General features: G+C 62.7%; 13 protein-coding genes. 6 read left to right on the top strand and 7 right to left on the bottom strand.

All coding sequences use genetic code 11. The features are described from left to right. Window position 1: 1 nt before the first annotated feature. Window positions 2-529: a DUF3617 domain-containing protein gene (locus VJS90_RS18790; RefSeq protein ID WP_324123135.1), complete on the bottom strand. Its 528-nt coding sequence runs from the start codon at window positions 527-529 to the stop codon at window positions 2-4. 125 nt (window positions 530-654) lie between these two features. Here VJS90_RS18790 and cls point away from each other — a divergent pair, with 125 nt between their 5' ends. Continuing rightward, the gene (cls, locus tag VJS90_RS18795; protein ID WP_324123136.1) at window positions 655-2,094 is read left to right on the top strand and encodes a cardiolipin synthase; all 1,440 of its coding nucleotides are present in this window, start codon (window positions 655-657) and stop codon (window positions 2,092-2,094) included. 5 nt (window positions 2,095-2,099) lie between these two features. On the opposite strand, the gene cfaB is transcribed toward cls, so the two are convergent. Next, complete coding sequence (cfaB, locus tag VJS90_RS18800) at window positions 2,100-3,284, bottom strand: C17 cyclopropane fatty acid synthase CfaB (RefSeq protein ID WP_324123137.1); 1,185 nt, start codon at window positions 3,282-3,284, stop codon at window positions 2,100-2,102. 160 nt (window positions 3,285-3,444) lie between these two features. Between cfaB and VJS90_RS18805 the strand changes: the two genes are divergently transcribed. Together VJS90_RS18805 and VJS90_RS18810 are read left to right on the top strand one after the other, a co-directional pair. Beyond that, window positions 3,445-4,830 (top strand): DUF2382 domain-containing protein, encoded by a 1,386-nt coding sequence (locus VJS90_RS18805; protein ID WP_324123138.1) that lies wholly within the window; start codon window positions 3,445-3,447, stop codon window positions 4,828-4,830. A gap of 77 nt (window positions 4,831-4,907) precedes the next feature. Further along, complete coding sequence (locus VJS90_RS18810; protein ID WP_324123139.1) at window positions 4,908-5,321, top strand: DUF3597 domain-containing protein; 414 nt, start codon at window positions 4,908-4,910, stop codon at window positions 5,319-5,321. Between the two features lie 76 nt (window positions 5,322-5,397). Here the strand turns inward: VJS90_RS18810 and VJS90_RS18815 are convergent, their stop codons facing one another. The 4 genes from VJS90_RS18815 to VJS90_RS18830 all read right to left on the bottom strand — a co-directional run bounded on the left by VJS90_RS18815 (window position 5,398) and on the right by VJS90_RS18830 (window position 10,091). Then, a complete protein-coding gene (locus tag VJS90_RS18815) occupies window positions 5,398-5,715 on the bottom strand; it encodes an isochorismate lyase (RefSeq protein ID WP_324123140.1) in 318 nt (105 codons plus the stop codon). Window positions 5,716-5,766: 51 nt separating this feature from the next. Beyond that, complete coding sequence (locus VJS90_RS18820) at window positions 5,767-6,990, bottom strand: histidine decarboxylase (RefSeq protein WP_324123141.1); 1,224 nt, start codon at window positions 6,988-6,990, stop codon at window positions 5,767-5,769. Window positions 6,991-7,054: 64 nt separating this feature from the next. Next, window positions 7,055-8,890, bottom strand: coding sequence for a (2,3-dihydroxybenzoyl)adenylate synthase (locus VJS90_RS18825; protein WP_324123142.1), 1,836 nt, complete (start codon window positions 8,888-8,890; stop codon window positions 7,055-7,057). 4 nt (window positions 8,891-8,894) lie between these two features. Continuing rightward, window positions 8,895-10,091, bottom strand: a complete 1,197-nt coding sequence (locus VJS90_RS18830; protein ID WP_414704952.1) for an isochorismate synthase — start codon at window positions 10,089-10,091, stop codon at window positions 8,895-8,897. A gap of 136 nt (window positions 10,092-10,227) precedes the next feature. Between VJS90_RS18830 and VJS90_RS18835 the strand changes: the two genes are divergently transcribed. Both VJS90_RS18835 and basC read left to right on the top strand, forming a co-directional pair. After that, window positions 10,228-14,553 (top strand): amino acid adenylation domain-containing protein, encoded by a 4,326-nt coding sequence (locus VJS90_RS18835; protein WP_324123144.1) that lies wholly within the window; start codon window positions 10,228-10,230, stop codon window positions 14,551-14,553. 89 nt (window positions 14,554-14,642) lie between these two features. After that, window positions 14,643-15,962, top strand: a complete 1,320-nt coding sequence (gene basC / locus VJS90_RS18840) for a putative histamine N-monooxygenase (RefSeq protein WP_324123145.1) — start codon at window positions 14,643-14,645, stop codon at window positions 15,960-15,962. 87 nt (window positions 15,963-16,049) lie between these two features. Here basC and VJS90_RS18845 read toward each other — a convergent pair whose 3' ends face one another. Then, window positions 16,050-18,224, bottom strand: a complete 2,175-nt coding sequence (locus VJS90_RS18845; RefSeq protein ID WP_324123146.1) for a condensation domain-containing protein — start codon at window positions 18,222-18,224, stop codon at window positions 16,050-16,052. Between the two features lie 224 nt (window positions 18,225-18,448). On the opposite strand from VJS90_RS18845, the gene VJS90_RS18850 reads away from it, so the two are divergent. Beyond that, window positions 18,449-18,973 (top strand): sigma-70 family RNA polymerase sigma factor, encoded by a 525-nt coding sequence (locus VJS90_RS18850; protein WP_324123147.1) that lies wholly within the window; start codon window positions 18,449-18,451, stop codon window positions 18,971-18,973. Window positions 18,974-19,079 lie beyond the last annotated feature (106 nt).

Consider the following 19,079-nt stretch of genomic DNA (forward strand, 5'->3'; position numbering starts at 1 on the left):
CTCAGGTGCGTGGCTTGATCGAACCGCAGTCTGCACCTAGCCAGACTGCACGGGTATTCATGCTGCCCTGCTGCTGAACGCCTGACACGTTGAAGGTGCCGTTGACCCGTGTATTGAACTCGCGATCATTAAGGAAAGTCGCCTCGCCGTTTCCCTGAGCCTTGGGACAGCTGAACTCGAATTTCCAGACGTCGCCGTTACGCTCGGTGATGCGCTGGGTACATCCCGACTGTGGATCCTGCAGAGGGATGTCGTTGCTTTGGACCTGCTCGGGGGTCAGGCATGAACGCACGCCATTGCCCGCCAGGGTGATGCCCTGCCTGGACAGGACGCTCTCCATCTTGGCCCGCTGTTCGGGAGGCAGGTTCTTCAATTGGCCCAGCATGAACGCCATGTCCGGCAAAGGCTTGCCGTCCACTTCCATATTGCTGGTGGTCAATTCCCATAACCCCGGCTGCAGCATCTGCGCACTTGCCAATGGGCTGCAGAGAGCAATCATCAAGGCGAACACTGGCCGGCGAATATTCATCTGAAGCTCCTCGTAGTCCGGCCCCGCGCCGGTCACGAGGTTAGACGAGTATTTTCGCTTTCGGTTGCAACGGGTAGCAGGAACATGCTCTGTTAGCGGCAGTGCTCATCGACAGCAGGAAGTGTATGGATTATCACAGCCCCTACTTCTTTGGTTACCTCGTAGGCCTGGTACACCTGCTGGGCGGCATCGCCGCCCTGCATGCGGTGTTCACCGTACGGACCGCCCAAGGCGCGATTGCCTGGGCCCTGTCGCTGCTGTTCATTCCTTACCTGACGCTGGTCCCTTACCTGGTCTTCGGCGCCCGCTCATTCAATGCCTATATCAAGGCCAGGCGCCAGGCAAACCAGGAAATGCATGTAGCCATGGCCAGCCTTAACTGGCGGCCTTGGGTTGAGGAAGCCCTGGCGGCCAGGCAATCCGACTCTTACGCAGCGTTGCGGGCGTTACCCAAGCTGGGACGCATGCCGTGCCTGGCCAACAACCAGGTGCAACTGCTGATAGACGGCGACGCGACATTCAACGCGATTTTTGAGGCGATCGCGGGGGCACGCCAAATCGTTCTGGTGCAGTTCTTCATCATTCATGACGATGCGATCGGCCGTGAGCTGCAACGCTTGCTGCTGCGCAAGGCGGCCGAGGGCGTTCGTGTCTATGTCCTCTATGACAGCATCGGCAGCCATGCCCTTCCCGGTCGCTATGTCCAGGCGCTGCGCGATGGCGGTGTCGAGGCGCGAGCCTTTTCCACACGCCGGGGCTGGTTCAACCGGTTCCAGGTGAATTTTCGCAATCACCGAAAGATCGTGGTGACCGACGGACTGGTGGGGTTTCTCGGTGGGCTGAACGTGGGTGATGAGTACCTCGGTGGCAATCCCAGGTTATCGCCGTGGCGCGATACCCACCTGCAAGTCAGCGGTCCCGTGCTGGCGTGTCTGCAGGAATCCTTCGCTGAAGACTGGTACTGGGCCACGCGGCAATTGCCGCCGTTGATCCTTCAGGACACCTACCCCGACGATGGCGTGCTTTGCCAAGTGCTGGCCAGTGGTCCGGCCGATCCGCAGGAAACCTGCGCGCTGTTCTTCCTCGAAGCGATACACTCGGCCACCACGCGCATCTGGATCACCAGCCCGTATTTCATCCCCGATGAAGCGGTGTTCGCTGCGCTGCGCCTTGCGGTGCTGCGGGGGGTGGACGTACGGGTCCTGATTCCCTCGCGTCCTGACCACCGGATTGTCTATGCCGCCTCCAGCCTCTTCGCATTCGAGGCGGTGCGCGCCGGGGTACGCCTGTTCAGGTACGGGCCCGGCTTCCTGCACCAGAAGGTCGTGCTCATCGATGATGAAGTCAGCGCCATTGGCAGTGCCAACCTGGACAACCGCTCGTTTCGCCTCAACTTCGAAATCATGCTGCTGACCGTCGACCGGGCATTTGCCGATCAGGTCGAAGCCATGCTCCTGCACGACTTCGACCAGTCACGGGAAATCACCCATGAGGACAGCCGGGATACCCATCGTTTGCAGCAACTGGGGATGCGCATTGCCCGGCTCATTTCACCGATCCTCTAGGCGACCTATCGGTAGAGGTCTTCGCGGGTCCATGGCAGGTCATGGCGCCCATCGGGATAGGCCTTGACGGCCAGGATCTGGTGCAGGTTGATCCAGCCCTTGGAGAAGGCATAGGCGCAGCCGGCGAGGTACAGCCTCCAGATGCGCAGGGTTTTGTCAGGCACCATCGCCGACGCCTTGTGAAGCTGGTTTTCCAGCCGCTCGCTCCAGTGGTTCAAGGTCTTGGCGTAGTGCAGCCGCAGGCTCTCGACATCGACCACCTCAAGACCTGCTTCGCTCAGCTGCGCGCTGATCATCGACAGATGAGGCAGCTCGCCGTGGGGGAAGACATAGCTGTTGATGAACTCGCCCCCTCCCCGCCCCACGGGACGACCATCCACATGCCGGGCGGTAATCCCGTGGTTCATCACCAGGCCACCTTCGCGAACAGCCCCGAACAGGCGCTGGCAGTACAGCGCCAGGTTGGCATGGCCCACGTGCTCGAACATGCCGACACTGACGACCTTGTCGAAGCGGCCATCCTGCGGCAGATCCCGGTAGTCGAGAATCTGCAGCTCGACCTTGTCGGCCAGTTTTTCCTCCTTCACCCGCTGGCCCGCCAGCTTCAGCTGCTCCTTGCTGAGGGTGATCCCGAACACCTTGACGCCGTACTCGCGAGCAGCAAACCGCGCCAGGCCGCCCCAACCACAGCCCACATCCAGCAGGTACTCCCCGCCCTGCAAGCGCAGCTTGCGGCACAGGTGATCGAACTTGTCCTGCTGGGCCTCATCCAGGGTGTTGTCGGGTTCCTTGAAATAGGCACAGGAGTAAGCCATGTCCTGGTCGAGCCAGAGCTGATAGAACTCATTGGAGAGGTCGTAGTGATAAGCGATGGCCTCGGCGTCCGTCTGCTTGTCATGTGCCAGTCGCTCGGGATTTTCATCAACTTCATCAGTGAGCAAGGCTTCGCTGAGTTCATCGCACACCCGGATGGCCTCGCCAATACTGCCCTCCAGTTCAAGCTTGCCCTCGACGAACGCGGCCCCCAGCTCGTTCAGGCTCGGATGGGTCAACTGCTGGATGAGTTGTGGCTCCTTTATCAGGATGGTTACCAGCGGGCTGGGGCCCAGGTCGAAGTGATTGCCATCCCAAAGCTTGAGTCGCAATGGCAGTTGCAGGCTCTGCAACGCAGGTGGAATTTGCGCAAGCATGAACGAACCCTCCCAACGATCTCGGACGTATGCAGCAATGGTAGTTCATCCGTAAACGCTTTCCGGTGAGACACAAGCGATGAAATTCGTTTGAACCGATCCGCCGGCAGGCCACTCAGCTCTATAGCAGCCGCGATTCATCAAAGGTAACGAGTGGTTTATGGAGAGCTTCAACGCGCCGCCTGGCGACGACACGATCCCGGTTCTGGAAGAAGTCGCGAACGTTGTGAAACGCACTGTCACGACAGGTGTCACCACCGTCGAGAAGCAGGTGCATTCCCAGGACCATGTGGTGTCCGAAAGCCTGAAAACCTGCAATGCGTCCGTTGAAAGAGTGCCGGTCGGCACCGAGGTGGATGCTGCCAATCCTCCTCAGGTCCGCACCGAAAACGGCCTCACCATCATTCCTGTCCTTGAAGAAGTCCTTGTCGTCGAGAAACGCCTGGTTCTGAAGGAAGAGCTGCACATCAGGCAACACGTGGACGAAGCGCCCTCTACCGAGCACGTGACCTTGCGGTCGGAAACGGTAGTGCTCAAGCACCGCGCATTCACTGCCGCTGACCGGACAACAGAGCGTGCCGCCCTCCACGATCACCCTATTCCTACTAGCAACGAGAGAGAAAGATCCATGACTCATACACTGGTTGCAGCATTCGATACGTTGGCCGAAGCCCAGGCCGCCCAATCCCAGCTTCTGGCCCAGCGGGTGCCGCAAAGCGACATCGAACTGTCGTCGTCCGAGCTGCATGCCTCGGGCACCACCACTGGAGCAGCAGGTCATAGCGAGCCGCATGACGACTCGTTCGGGCACAAGGTCAGTCATTTTTTCCGCTCGCTGTTTGGCAGTGACGAAACGGATAGCGACAAACCCCATCGCTATGCCGAAGCCTACCCTGAGGCTTACCGCCGAGGCGCCGCCGTGCTGACCGTGACTGCCGCCACCGAGGTACAGGCAGAACTCGTTGAAGAAATCCTGGAGCATAATGGCGCGATCGATATCGACGAACGCGTGGCGGCCTGGAGCAGTGATGGGACCGGTTACCCTTCCCAAGGCGTGACGGCACACATCGCCGGTACCCATCTAGGGGCCGATCGCGCCGAAGTAGTGGATCGCCAGACCGATGGGCTCGCAGGCCGCACCTCCATTCCGGTGATTGAAGAACAGGTTCGCGTCGGTAAGCGTGAGCTCAATACCGGCCGTGTCCGGGTTGTCTCACGCATCACCGAGCGTCCGGTTGAAGAAACCGTGAACCTGCACGAGGAACATGCTGACATTCAGCGTCGCCCGGTTGATCGTCCAGCAACGGCAGGCGAGCTGAACAGCTTCAAGGCGGGTTCGATCGAGATCCAGGAAACCGCTGAAGAGGCCGTTGTGGAGAAGTCCGCACGGGTAGTCGAAGAAGTCACCGTGGGCAAACAGTCGTCCGATCACAAGGAGACAGTGCGCGAGACGGTGCGCCGTACTGATGTAGACGTTCAAAGCGAACCAGGATCGCTGCCTCACCAGGACACCCTGGGCAAGAATGATCCGCTTAAAAATCGTTGATTGCTGGACCCGGCAAGTGGCCGCGTGTCACACCGTGACAGGTGGCCAGACTCAACCAATCACTACGAGGAATCACCATGAGCCTTTTCGGTACCATCTTGGAAAAACTGGGCATTGGACATAAAGCCAAGGCCGACACCACAACGCCGGCCAGCACTCCTGATGCCGGCTCCGCCCCTGCCGCTCCAGCCGCCCCTACGGCGGCACCTGCGCCAACAGCGTCCGCCGCCGCGCCGGTGGATGTCGGCGCCAAGCTCGACGGCCTGGCCGCGCAAAGCGGTGAAAAACTGAACTGGAAGACCTCGATCGTCGACCTGCTCAAGCTGCTGGACATCGACAGCAGCCTGTCCAACCGCAAGGACCTGGCCAAGGAGCTTGGCTACACGGGCTCGACCGAGGACTCCGCCGCCATGAACATCTGGCTGCACAAGGCCGTGCTGACCAAGCTCTCGCAAAATGGCGGGCAGGTACCTGCTGATCTGCTGGACTGAATACGCGGTTTGCATAAACAAAACGCCCCGCAATTGCGGGGCGTTTTGTTTTGCCCAAGGTGCGGGCATTCGTCGATCAGGCGCTCGCCGGATGGATCGAACGCCAATGCTGGATCTGCTGCTGGATATTCCAGTGGATGATCTGCCCGAACAATGCCTCGATGAATTGCGGGTCGAACCCGGCGCTGGCCGCCCACTCAAGCCGTTCCTCAAGCATCGCGGCGACCCGCTCAGGGGCCGGGATGGCCTGTTCGTTGGCCTTGAATTGCACGGCGGCCTTGACGTAGCCCAGACGTTTTTCCAGCGCCTCGAAGATCTGGCGATCGTGAAAGTCGATACCAGCCCGGATGTCGGCAAGGCTGGTACAGGCTTCAGGCGATTTGAGTTGCGACATGATGATGGTCTCGAATCAGCTCAGCAATGGTGAAGGTCGGAAATGAAGGTGTCAGATAACGTCAAAACGCGGATGGACGATCCGTGCCGGCGTCTGGTGCTGTTGCGCCCTCCAGCGCTCGTCATCCAGGCGCTTGACCCGCCAGGGTTCTGGCTGCGACTCGGCAATGACCTCATCGATCAGAGCATCGAGCATGCTGTTGTCCTGATGATGCGGCGTGGTGATCAAGTGCGCGGTCTTGCCAGAAGTCGCCAGGCAATACTTGGTGGCGATCCTCGCCGACGGACACGGGAAAACCACGGTGATGGAATTGTCATTGCGCCAGGCAGGGATGCCAGCGGCTTGCATCCGGTCGACCGAATATTGCGCGGCGTCCAGGCTGTGCCTGACCCGACCGCGCCACTGGGCTAGCGAGTGAGTGCGCAGCGCCGCCCACATGATCAGAGGAGTATGGCCGTTGCGGGATCCGCTGATGGTCTTGTCCTTGGCCGAGATATAGTCGACCTCCACCGAGATGCGCTCGACGTTCTCGCGCTTGGCCACCACGATACCGCAGGGAATGGGCGAGCCGATCATCTTGTGCCCGGAGACGCAGATGGAGTCGATGCCATCAGCAAAGGTAAAGGCCTGGGGCTCGTCGACAAAGGGCAGGATCATCCCGCTAAGCGCGGCATCGGCATGCAGGTAGTAGTTCTGGCGGGCGATGCCCGCTTGCTGCAGACGCTGTTGAATAAGGGTGATGTTATCCACCGCGCCGCGCATCGTCGTGCCGATGTTGGCAAAGATGATCGGGTGGCGTTCCTGGTCCGCGGCGATCTTTGCCAGCAGATCGTCGTAATCGATCTCGCCGTTGGGCAATGATTCGACTGCCCGGCACTTGATGCGTAGCAGCTTGACGATTTTCGCCACCGAGTAGTGAGTGTCCTTCGAATAGTACAGGGTGCCATCGGGAAACAGTTCCCGCGCCAGGTAGCACCCGAACATGTTGCCCTCGGTACCGCCGTTGGTGACGTAGCCCCAGCTGTCTTCGTGACGGATGTTGAACAGCTTCGAGAAGTACGCCATGACGTCCTTTTCGAAGTCGAAGGAATTGAGCAGGTAGTTGCTGTGCTCGCCCCAGTCCCCGCAGTTGTTGATGGAGAAGCGCAGGAAGCGATGCAGGTCGGAGTAGTCGAAGTCGGCGTTTTCCGGGTAGCCGATATTGAAATACTGGTTCTTCAGGCAATGCTGCCAGAACTCATCCAGCCGCGTTTGATCGGCAGAAGACAATGTCATATCCAACTCCTTGTAAATCGACATGGCGGGCCGAGCCTGTTCCGGCACGGCCCGCGGCGGTGGGTCAGGCGGCCTTCTGGCGCGACTCCACGAGTGACCACCAGCTGGCCAGGGTTGGCGAACCGGCCAGCTCTTCAAAGCTCACCGCTACGCTGCGTGCCTTCAGCTCGGCGGCCAGCTTCATCACGTGCAGCGAGTCGAGGCCGTAGAAAATCAGGTTTTCCTCTGGATCGAGCTCTTCACCGTCCTCGATCAATTGCAGCAAGCGGGTCTGCAACCAGGTTCGGGTGGTTTCCACCGCCAGCAGGTGGCGCAGTTGCTTCTTGTCGATCTTGCCCACTGCCGTGAGCGGCATGACGTCGATCAGGCGAATGCGGTCGGGGAGCTTGTACTCGGCGATCCCCAGTTCCAGCAGATGGCGCCTGAGCGCCGGCGCCTTGAGTGCCGGGTTGCGCGACACGACGTAAGCGCAGCTTTTTTCACCCAGTGCCTCGTCAGGCATGGCGACAATGCCCGCGTGGGTGACATCAGGGTGCAGGACGATCAGGTTTTCGATCTCTTCCGAGGCGACTTTTTCGCCGCCGCGGTTGACCTGGTCCTTGATCCTGCCAACGACGCGCAGGTCCCCCGTGGGGGTCAGTTGCACGAGGTCGCCAGAGTAGTAGAAGCCGTCCTCGTCGAAGGCCTGGGCATTCTGCTCCGGGCTTTTGTAATAGCCGCAGAACGTATACGGGCCGCGCGTGGCAATCATGCCGGTCTCGCCGACCGGCACGGCCTGGCCGTGTTCGTCGACAATCTTGATCTCGTCGTCCGGGCTGATCGGCCGGCCCTGGGTGGTGAAGATCTGCTCGTCGCTGTCGTCCAGGCGGGTGTAGTTGATCAGCCCCTCGGCCATGCCGAATACCTGCTGCAGCTGGCAGCCGAGCACACCGGGCACCTGCCGGGCCAGGGAATCAGCGAACACCGCGCCGCCTACCTGGAGGTACTCGAGCGATTGCAATTGCTCACGGCGTTCTGGCGCCGCCTGCAGCCACAGGGCGACGGCGCTTGGCACCAGGGCAACGGTATTGATCTCATGACGCTGGACCAGCTCGAAGCAGCTCAGCGGCTCTGGATTGGCGGCCATGATCACGCAGCCGCCGGCATGGAACACGCCCAGGGCGCCCGGTGAGCTGAGCAGGAAGTTGTGCGCCGCGGGAACTGCGCAAAGGAAACGCGTATGGGCTGTCAGCGCGCAGATCTCGGCGCAGGCGCGGGCATTGTAGTGGTAGTCGTTGTGGGTACGCGGAATCAGTTTCGGCGTGCCGGTACTCCCCCCCGAGAGCTGGAACAATGCGACCTGGTCGGCAGCGGTCGGGGCAAACTCGACCGTCCGGCTGACCGGTTGCCCGATCCACTGCGCAAGACTGTTGCCAGCGCGAGACTCGCCCATCAGCAAGGTGACCCGCGGGCTCGAGCCAACCTGCTCGAAGAGCGGGACGTAGCTGTCATCGCGGAACAGCTCATGTTCACGCGAGGCGATCAGCACCTTGGGCAGGATTTGCCGGGCGTAGCCCGTGAGCTCCAGCTTGCGGTGGCTGAAGAGCGCATTGAGCGGCGCGATGCCGGCCTTGAGCAGGGCAAACAGCACGATGTAGAACTCGGCGACATTGGGCAGCTGCACCAGCGCCGTGTCGCCCTGCCCCAGCCCCTGCTCGGCCAGGCGCGAGGCCAGGTTTGACGACAGCTTGTCGAGCTCGCCATAGGTGAAGCGTCGCTCACCGCAGATGATCGCCAGCGCCTGCGGCTGGGCATGGCTGCGGTCGTGGAGAATCTGGGTCAGCGGCTGGTCGACCCAGTAGCCCTTGTCGCGATAGCGTTGGGCTCGATCTTGTGGCCAGTGGTTGAATTCAAGGGTCATGGTTTCACACGTCGATAGTTTCGGGTTGATGGAGCAATCCGCAGGCACGCAGCATGGTGCCCAGCTTGGTCTGGACTTCCGCCCATTCGGCGTCGGGCTGCGAGGCCTCGACGATGCCGGCGCCGGCGAACAACCTCACACGGTTGCGCTTGACCGTGCCGCAGCGGATGGTCACCACCCACTCGCCATTGCCCTGGGCATCGCACCAACCCACCATGCCGGTGAACAGGCCGCGCTCGGAAGGCTCGACAAAACGGATCAGCCGTCGCGCCAGTTCGGTCGGGAAACCGCATACGGCAGGCGTCGGGTGCAGGCGGCAGGCCAGTTGCAGGGCTGATACCGTCGGATCGGACAAGGTGCCTTCGATACGCGTCGACAGATGCCACAGCGCAGCGGTGCTGATCAGCGAGGGCCGCTGGGGCACATCGAGCTGCGTGCACAGTTCGCCAACGCGGGCGGCAATGTCCTGGGTGACGAACCCATGCTCGTAGTGATCCTTTTCCGACGCGGCGAGCCACTGGGCATTGCGCCGGTCGTCCTCGGCATCGGCCATGCGCCTGGCGGACCCTGCCAGCGGATTGGAGACGAAGCTCAAGCCGTCCTTGCGCACCAGCAGCTCCGGGCTGACGCCCAGCAACGTGGCGCCGTCGGCCATTGGCACGCGGAAGTGGTAGCCGCTGCTGTTCTGAGCGCGCAGGTTGCGCTGCATGACGTCCACGTCCACGTCCTGCGCGAACACCAGTTCACGTTGCACCGACAGCACCGCCTTGCGGACGTCGCTGTGGCGGAAGTTGACGATGGCATGCTCGACCGAACGCTTGAAGGCATGTTCGCCAGGAATGTTCCGCTGCTCGACCACCGCCGGCAGAGCGCCAGCGGTGCCTGGCTCGGCCCCGGCAGGGACACGCCACTGCGCGTGCTCCGGGACATACAGGCAAGAGGCCTCGGCGGGATCGAACGGGATGGCACCCACGATGACCGGGTTGCCCTGCCCTGCTCTTCGAGCCCGCTCAAAGGCTTGTTCGACAGTTTTCTGGAACAGGCTGCCGGCCTCGGCGCCATTGACCGCAGGTATGTCGACTCGCTGTAGCACACCGCTGGCGATCAACTCGCGATCACCCGAGGTGAAGGAAAAAAACCTTTCTCTATCAGGGGATTGGACTTCAGCCACGTCCTCGTCCCTAAGGATACCCGTTCTCATCTTGAGTGCAGTCTCCATGCGCGCTTGCAGAATTAAAAAGTGTAAATCTTAATCATTATCGTTTCTAATAGGGGACGACATTATGTTTGTCTTGTCAATCATGAGAGACGAGTGAGCCATGAGAGAGTTAACTTCAATGCAAGCCGCCTGCTGGATCGGGCGCACTGCTCATGCGGATCTAGGGAAGGTTTCAGCTCATCTGTACGCTGAGTTCGATGGTCGCGCCCTTGACCTTGAGCGGCTGCGCGAATCCCTCGAAAAGGTGTGCCTGCTTCATCCGATGCTGCGCCTGCGGCTCAGTCCCGAAGGGCTGCAAAGCGTTGTGCCCATGGATCAGTCGCCCGGGCTGGAGGTCGACGATCTACGCGCGATGAATGCCCAGGAGGTTGCGCAGCATCTGCTGCGCAAGCGCGACGAGTGGAGCCACCAACAACTGGACTTGCGCCACCGCCCGGGAGCTCGCTTCGGTGTCAGCCTTCTGACAGGCGACACATTCCGCCTGCATGTCGATACCGACATGATCGTCGTCGATCCCTCCAGCATGCGCACCGTGATCGAAGACCTCGCGGCGTTCTACGAAGCGCCCGAAACGCCACTGGCGGCGACGCCGACATTCTTCGACTGGTGGGACAAGGCACGTACCGACACCGCGCTGAAGGCAGCGCAGGAGCGTGACAGGCAGTGGTGGCGTGAGCGCCTGGACACTATCGCCCCGGCTCCCACCCTGCCGTTTCTCGATGAACAGCCCGCGCAGGCACGCAGCCACCGCCTGAACACCTGGCTCGGACCGGAGCAGCGCCAGGCACTGCAACGGCTGGCGCGAGAACGCAGGATGACCCTGTCGAACCTCATGCTAGGTCTGTTTGCAGCGGTGCTCGGCGCGCACACTGGTGATCGCCGGTTTCGCCTCAATGTCCCAAGCTTCTGGCGCTCGCCGCTGGTGGCGGGAGTGGAGCGTACCGTCGGCGATTTCGCCAATGTGCTGATGCTCGACGTGGACCTCGACACCGCTGGCCACCCTGCGGCGCTGTGCTCGCAACTGGCCGGTAAAATGATCGATCTGCTGGAGCATTGCGCCTATCCAGGCGTGAACCTGATGCGTGACCTGTCTCGTCATCACGGCTCGGCCCAACTGGCGCCGGTGGTGTTCACCGCGGCACTCGACATCCCGGGCGGCGACCTGTTCTCCGATCGCGTGCGGCGGGTCTTCGGGCCCCTGGAGTGGGTGATTTCACAAGGTCCGCAGGTCGCTCTGGATGCGCAGATCGCCTGCGCCGACGGCGGCATCCTGATCAACTGGGACATTCGCCTCGATGCCCTTCCCCTGGCCTGGGTATCCAGGCTGTTCGACAACTTCGTGGCGTTGGTGGGCGATGTTGCCAGGCATCCCGCGACACTCGACCAGCCACTTGCCTGTTCCACTGGCGAGCAGCCGCTGACCACGTTGCAGCAAGCCTATCTGCTCGGGCGCGGCACGCAGGTTCCACTCGGTGGCGTGGCCATGCAAGAGTTTCGCGAGTACCGCGGGCGCATGGACATCGCCTTGCTGCGCAGCCGCCTGGGCGAGCTGGTGCGACGCCACCCCAGCCTTCGCCTGCGCATCGATGCGCACAAGCGGATGCAGTACATCAGTGACCAGATGCAGGTGAACCTGGATGAGGTCGACCTGCGCGACCACCGCGTGGAAGACGCGTTGCGCGACATCGCGGGTCGCCGTGAACACTACGCGCACGCGATCTTCGAGCTTGATCGCGCGCCGTGGAATGTCACCGCGTTTCGCCTGGCGGATGGGCAGCTGGTGGTCTTCGCGCGGCTGGACGCGCTGATCCTTGACGGGCGCTCGATTGCCACCCTGATGCTGGAACTGTTCAGCAATAGCGGCAGCGAAGAGGCAGCTGACGACAGCGACGCTGCGCCAACGGACCTTGCCGTTCAACGCAAGGCGGACGCCGCCTACTGGAGCGCCAAGCTGGAACCCGTATCCGGTGCGCCACGCCTGCCCTGGACAACGCCACTGCATCAGGCCGGCACCTCCCGCTACGAACGCCAGAGCGTGCAAGTGCCCAGGCAGACCTTCGCGGCGCTGTGCAAGCTGGGGGCACGCCAAGGCCTGTTCAAGAACTCGGTGCTCATGGCCGTGGTGCTGGACGTGCTTTCGCACTGGGTCAACGAAGGCAGTCTCTGCGTAGCGGTGCCTGTTGCGCCGCAGACCAGCGCGGCATTCGCCAATCGCTCAAGCTTTATCGCGGTCAACTGGTTGCCGGGTGACGACACCTTTGCCCAGCGCGCGGCCAGGCTGCAGGTGGATGTTCTGGAAGGCTTGCAGCACCTGGCATTTTCCGGCGTCGACCTGGCGCGCCTGCTGTTCGAGAAACACGGTCCCGGCCCGGTGTTGCCCGTGGTGATCACCAACGGCTTCTCCTGGCCGGTGGTGCCGTCGGACAACCCCATGCGCCTGCACGGCGGACTGACCCAGACACCCCAGGTGGCCATGGATATCCGCTTCTCCACCGACCCCGAAGGGTCGTTGCTGCTCGACATCGATTTCGCACGCGAGGTCCTGGCTCCACGGCTGGCCCGCGACATCCTCCAGGCGCTGGACAAGGCGATCCGGCAAGCCGCCGCCAGCGAGAACCTGACCATCGACGCCGCGGCAATCATCGACACCGAGCACTACCGCCTGAACAGCCCGGCCAGCGACGCGTGCCGCGACGGCTTCCTCGCGCGGATCGCGAACAACCTGTTCGACCCCGGCAACAGCAAGACCGCGCTGATCAGTGGCGACCGTCACATCAGCTATGCCGCGCTCGGCGACGGCGTGGGCCGGATCATCGCGGCGCTCCAGGCGCGTGGGCTTGGGCAAGGCAATGTGGTCGCCATCTGCCTGCCGCGCAGCCCTGAGCACACCATGCTCACCCTGGCCTGCGCGCTGACAGGCGTGATCTGGGTGCCGATCGATGCATCGGCACCGGCGCAACGGCGGCAATACCTGCTGGATAACTGTCGGCCCGACCTGGTGGTACTGGCCGAGCCCGAGCCGATCGAGCATCCAGCGGCAACCTGCGCGGCGCTGCTCGCCGGACAAGCCGCGCGCCCGCACGACTTGACTGACCTGTCGCTGAGCGACGCCGCGGCCTACTACCTGTACACCTCGGGCACCACGGGCAAACCCAAATGCGTGGTCCTGAGCAACCGCGCCACGGCCAACGTGATCGGCAGCACCTTGGCGCACTGGGCGGTCAGCGAGCGCGACGTGTTCATGTCGGTCACCCCGCTGCACCACGACATGTCGGTGTTCGATGTCCTCGGATGCCTGACAGCCGGGGCCACGCTGGTCCTGCCCGGAGCGGGCGAGGAAAAGGACGCGGTGCGCTGGAACCAGCTGATCGCCCAGCATCAGGTGACACTGTGGTGCTCGGTCCCGGCAATCCTCGAAATGCTGCTGGCCTGCCGAGGCAGCAACCGCCTGGAGAGCGTGCGCCTGATTGCCCAAGGGGGCGACTACATCAAGCCGGCGACGGTTGCCGAACTGCGTGGACTACTGCCAGACGCGAGGCTGATTTCCCTGGGTGGGCCGACCGAGACCACCATCTGGAGCATCTGGCATGACATCACCGGCGATGACCAGACGCTGATCCCCTATGGCCGGCCTCTGCCTGGCAACCGTTACCTCGTGCTTGATGCGCGGGGAAACCATTGCCCGGCGGGCGTGGTGGGCCGCATTCACACCGCCGGGGTCAACCTGGCCCTGGGTTACCTGGAGGACGGCGAGCTGCTGCAGAACGATTTCATCACCGTCGACGATGAGCAGGGCCAAGCGGTCCGGGCGTTTCGTACCGGTGATTGCGGGCGGTACCGCGACGACGGCGTGCTGCTCTTCGACAGCCGGGTGAATGGCTACGTGAAGGTACGCGGCGTGCGCGTCTCGCTGCCGGATATCGAGATGGCGCTGAGCACGCATCCGGCGCTGCGCCAGGTACTGGTGGTCGATTACGTCGATCCGCGCCACGGCGAAGTGTCCCTTGGCGCGCTCTACGTCAACGCCCCGGGCGCAGCCGCGCCAGGCGTTGGCGAACTGCGCGAGCATGCCCGCCAGCATCTGCCGCAAACGCATGTGCCTTCGCGCCTGCTCTGCGTGGACGAGTTGCCGCTTTCGCAAAATGGCAAGGCTGATCGTCAGCGTGCGCGCGACATGCTCAGCGCACCCGCACAGGAAGATCGTGCGACCGCCACGGCGCCCAGCAAGGTGCTGGGCATCTACCTGAATGTTCTGGGCCGCCCGCCAGCCGATGGGGTTGATGCAGCGGTGGACTTCATCAGCCTGGGCCTGCGGCCGCAACACCTGAAAGCCATCTCGGCGCAGGTGCAGGAGCAGTTCGCCATCGCGCTGTCACCCGGGCAGCTGCTGCGCTGCCGCAACGCCCGGGACGTCGAGCAACTGCTCGCCGCCGCAGGCGCCTGAGCGCTCGCCCCGCTCGCCATGAACCCGGCGCGGTGCCGTCCAGTGCAACCGCGCCCCACTAAAATAGACGGCCCAAGGAGATGGATCGGATGAAGGACATACCCACTGTAGACATCGCTGGCATCGGCACCGGCCCGTTCAACCTCGGCCTGGCCGCCTTGCTGGGCAGGCACGAGGGCGTGAGCTCTGTGTTCCTCGACCGCAAGGCCGAATTCCGCTGGCATGAGGGGCTACTGTTGCCCGGCACCACGCTGCAGGTGCCGTTTCTCGCCGACCTGGTATCGATGGCCGACCCTACCCACCCATTGAGCTATCTGAATTACCTGCATCAGCATGATCGGCTTTACCAGTTCTACTACTACGATAACTTCCAGGTCCCGCGCCGCGAATACGATCATTACTGCCGCTGGGCCTCCGAGCAGTTGGCCGCCTGCCACTTCGGCGAAGAGGTCTGCGATGTCCGCTACGACCCCAGCGCCGGGCGCTTTTTGATCGAGAGCCAGTCTGTCTCTGGCTTCAGACGCCACTATCACAGCCAGCACCTGGCCGTCGGCGTCGGCACCACGCCCCTGCTGCCGCAATGGGCGCAGATCAGGACGTCGGCGCCGATCATGCATTCGGCGGAGTTCGGCAAGCGCCAGGCGCAACTGGCGCAGTGCCAGCAAGTCACGGTGATCGGTTCCGGACAAAGCGCCGCCGAGTGCGTGCTGGCCCTGTTCAACGAGCTGACGCCAGAGCGGGTCGCGGCGGGCGCATCGATTCGCTGGATCACCCGCTCGCCGGGCTTCCACCCAATGGAATACTCCAAGCTCGGCCAGGAGTGCTTCACCCCTTCCTACATGGAGTACTTCCACAGCATTCCACGCGAGCGGCGCCGCGACATCGTCGCCGGGCAAGGGCTGCTGTACAAAGGCATCAGTTTCTCGACCATCGGCGACATCTACGACCTGATCTACGAGCGCTCGATTGGCGGCGCCGACCCAGGCCTGACGCTATTGTCGAACTGCGAGGTCGAGCGCGTCGAGGATATCGGCGGGAGCCTGCGCATCGGCTATCGGCATCGCGAGCTGGATCAGACCAGCAGTTTGGGCGCGGATGCGATCGTTGCGGCGACGGGTTACGGGCATGCCTGGCCGGCGTGGTTCGAGCGCCTCAAGGGCAGTGTGCTGGCCACCGATGAGCAGGGCGACTGCATCGTGCAGGAGGACTTCACCGCGCGCCGTTGCGACGGCGGTGCCGGGCAGGTGTTCGTGCAGAACGCAGAGATCTTCCAGCATGGCGTCGGCTCGCCGGACCTGGGGATCGCTGCCATTCGCAACGCGACGATCATCAATCAGCTGCTGGGCCGCTCGCACTATCGCCTGCCCAAACGCTCGGCGTTCCAGCGCTACGGCATGCATGAAGCTTGAGCAGAGGGGGCTCTGAGCGAGCGTAGGCGCTGTTACCCTTCTCGTTGGCCGGCAGACCTCTGCCGGCCAACGAGGGCATGAACCGCCTCAGGTACGAATGTGTTCGACCCTCACAGCGGCTGCATCGCCGCTGGCGAACAAGGCCATCACCTGCTCGATCGCCCCACCCATGCGCGCCATCTGCTCCGAGCTGTAGCGATCGGTGAGGTAGGTGATTACCAGGCGCAACGAGCGTTTGCCCTCGATCAGGTTTTCCATGATCTCGAACTGGATACCGAACATGGACTGGTTCTTGTCCGGGTCGATCTGCCGGTAACGGATCCTGCCCGCTTCCGGCGTATCCAGGGCGCCGTTCAGCGCATTGTTGGCGTGGATCTGGATGTACACATCGAACAGCAGGCCGTCCTCGGGCGACATGCCCAATGCCTGCTGGATCTGCTCCATTGGCACATCGGCATAGGCCATGGAATCGTTGATCAGGCTGCTGACCTGCTCGATCAGCGCGCCAACCGCCTGCTGGGGATCGAACTGCACACGGTGCGCCACCATGGTGGTGAAGTAGCCGACCGTATCGTAATACGCAGGGTCGGTACGCCCCGAGGCCGAGGTGCCGATCACCAGGTCCTGCAGGTCGCCCATCTTGTGCAGGGCCAGCGCGATGGCGGTGTAAAGCACGCCAAACAGCGACGAGCGGTTCTGCCGGGCGAAACTGTAGAGGTTGTCGGTGAGGGCCTGGTCCGGCTTGATCTCGAACCATTGGGCCTTGGTGGACGAGGACGAGGCAGGCACGCTGGACGCGGGCCCGGCGGCCGGCAGCGCCAGGCCACGGGTGGCATCGCGCAGCATGCCGGTCCAGTAGGCAAGGTTTTGCTGGTTGATGCCGGCGGCCTGTGCCTGCACCGCGTACTCATGGAACGAACGCGCCGGGGCGGCCCAGATGGGGGCCTTGTCGGCGGCGCGGGCCTGGTAGGCCTGGGCCAGTTCTTCCATCATCACGTTCAGCGACCATTCATCGATGGCCATGTGGTGGACCAGCAACGACAGGGTTTGCCGCTGGCGGCGCGGGTCATGGAAGAAGCGCACGCGCAGCGGCAGCTCGCGGGTCAGGTCGAAGCGGTGGCTGGCTTCTGAGGCCAGGGTCGCGCCCTGGCTGTCGTGGCCGGACCAGAACCACTTGTACTGCCCCAGCTGCGCTACCGGGACAAGCTGCTGACAGGCTTCGCCGTCCTCGAAGTGAAAGGTGGTGCGCAGGCTGGCATGCCGCTCCACCAGGTCGCGAAGCGCCTGCTCGAAGACCGCTTCATCGACAGGATCAAGAAACTCCACGGCAAAGGGCAGGTTGAAGATGGTGCCGAAGTCGAAGGCGGCATAGGCGCGGCCAAGTGAAGCCTGGGCCAGGGCGAACGGCGCCTTTTGCAGCGCCTGCGTCGGCAGGCCGGCCGTCGGCGCCGCCTGGCCATGAACCTGCGCACGCGCGGCGAGCGCCGCGGCCGAGGAGGCACTGAAGAAATCGTTGAACTGCACGTCGATGCCATGGTTCGCCGACAGCTTGCCGATGATCCGCGTGGCCAGCAGCGAGTGGCCGCCAAAGTCGAAGAAATCATCGGTCAGGCGCATGCCCGACTCGCCCAGGGCCGCACGAAACTCGCCCAGGATGACGGCCGCGATGCCATCGCTGTTGCCAGACTCCTGAGCGGCCGCTACCGGTGCAGTCGCTGCCGCGGCCTTGTCGCCCTGCTCCGCCGTGCGCTGCAGCCAGGGCAGATGCGGGTCGCCGAGCGGGCGGCCCGCATAGGCGTCCATGGTCAGCCGGTAGAGATCGTCCTCCCGGCAGGTCTGGTCAAGCACCTGATGCAGCACGAAGGCCAGGATCAGGTCGCGCCCAGCGTGGATGACGAGCATGTTCAGCGGCGCCTGCTGCTCTGCGTCCCAAGGCTGGCGTTGCAGCGCCAGCAATTGCTCGGTGGCATCGTCGTCGGACAAAACCCGCAGTACCTCGATACAGGCCTGGGCATCGCTGCCGTGTACCTTGCGCAGTTCGCCATCGTCATCGAACCGATACAGCGCGGTGAGCGACGGCAGGTGGCCAATGACCGTCCTGAGCGCCATTTCGAGCCTGTGCGGATCGAAATCGGCCGCCAGTCGCCACGCGCTGAAATGTTTGAGCACTCGTTCGGGATAGTGCTGCTGCAGTAACCAGGCTTGTTCTTCGTGATGCGTGAGAGACAACTGCGACGCCGTATCTGGCTTGAGTTCCATCATGGAAAATTTCCCACCTTGAGAAGCTGAACAGTAAGAAGTAGGACGGCATCGGTGCCGACAGACCCATCCTCGGTCTAGGGATACGCCCGGGATCAATGAGCGGGAGGAGCTACCAGGGAGGCGCATTGCACGAGGTTCGCGAACGCCGTATGATCTAAATGGTAATCATACATATTCGCATTAGTCAAAATCTGCTCGCAGGTGCTGATGTGGGGAGAGGTGTCGTGGACAACGGATCGTTCGCGCTCAAGCAGCAACTGGAGCAGCTGTATATCGACCATCACAGCTGGCTGAACAGCCTGTTGCGGCGCAAGCTGGGCAACTCATCGGATGCGGCTGACCTGGCCCACGACATTTACCTGAATCTCATCAGGAAGGGCCGTGTGCCGTCGGCTCAGGACTGCCGTTGCCATCTCACGCAGATCGCCAAGGGCATGGTGATCGACCTGTACCGTCGCCGGCGCCTGGAGGCGGGCCATCTCGAGGAACTCAGGGAACAGGCGGAGCCCTTGGCGCCTTCGGAGGAGGTACGCGCACTGGCCGTGGAGACGCTGACCCAGGTCGACGCCGCCTTGCACAACCAGCCGGCCAAGGCGCGCCAGGCACTGCTGCTGCACAAATTGAGCGGCATGGGCCACCGTGACATCGCGGCCGAGCTGAAGGTATCGGTGTCTTCGGTCGAGAAATACATCGCCTCGGGCCTGCGGGCCTGCATGCCGTTCGTCCCCGGCCCTGGTCCGCGGAGCTAGCCCATTGAGGGTTTTGCCGCGTTGTTCGTAATACACAGTAAGCACCCCGTAACACGCCCGGACGCAAGGACATCAGGCATGCCCATGGCTGCCTGCCGGAGTTATT

Origin of the sequence: Pseudomonas sp., from assembly GCF_035277045.1 — a bacterium.
Taxonomy (GTDB): domain Bacteria; phylum Pseudomonadota; class Gammaproteobacteria; order Pseudomonadales; family Pseudomonadaceae; genus Aquipseudomonas.

What these genes read in the sequence shown, in the direction of transcription:
- VJS90_RS18830 (WP_414704952.1), bottom strand. Translation starts at nt 10,091, where the DNA reads ATGAGAACGGGTATCCTTAGGGACGAGGACGTGGCTGAAGTCCAATCC.
- basC (WP_324123145.1), top strand. Translation starts at nt 14,643, where the DNA reads ATGAAGGACATACCCACTGTAGACATCGCTGGCATCGGCACCGGCCCG.
- VJS90_RS18845 (WP_324123146.1), bottom strand. Translation starts at nt 18,224, where the DNA reads ATGATGGAACTCAAGCCAGATACGGCGTCGCAGTTGTCTCTCACGCAT.
- VJS90_RS18805 (WP_324123138.1), top strand. Translation starts at nt 3,445, where the DNA reads ATGGAGAGCTTCAACGCGCCGCCTGGCGACGACACGATCCCGGTTCTG.
- VJS90_RS18835 (WP_324123144.1), top strand. Translation starts at nt 10,228, where the DNA reads ATGCAAGCCGCCTGCTGGATCGGGCGCACTGCTCATGCGGATCTAGGG.
- VJS90_RS18825 (WP_324123142.1), bottom strand. Translation starts at nt 8,890, where the DNA reads ATGACCCTTGAATTCAACCACTGGCCACAAGATCGAGCCCAACGCTAT.
- VJS90_RS18820 (WP_324123141.1), bottom strand. Translation starts at nt 6,990, where the DNA reads ATGACATTGTCTTCTGCCGATCAAACGCGGCTGGATGAGTTCTGGCAG.
- cfaB (WP_324123137.1), bottom strand. Translation starts at nt 3,284, where the DNA reads ATGCTTGCGCAAATTCCACCTGCGTTGCAGAGCCTGCAACTGCCATTG.
- cls (WP_324123136.1), top strand. Translation starts at nt 655, where the DNA reads ATGGATTATCACAGCCCCTACTTCTTTGGTTACCTCGTAGGCCTGGTA.
- VJS90_RS18790 (WP_324123135.1), bottom strand. Translation starts at nt 529, where the DNA reads ATGAATATTCGCCGGCCAGTGTTCGCCTTGATGATTGCTCTCTGCAGC.
- VJS90_RS18810 (WP_324123139.1), top strand. Translation starts at nt 4,908, where the DNA reads ATGAGCCTTTTCGGTACCATCTTGGAAAAACTGGGCATTGGACATAAA.
- VJS90_RS18815 (WP_324123140.1), bottom strand. Translation starts at nt 5,715, where the DNA reads ATGTCGCAACTCAAATCGCCTGAAGCCTGTACCAGCCTTGCCGACATC.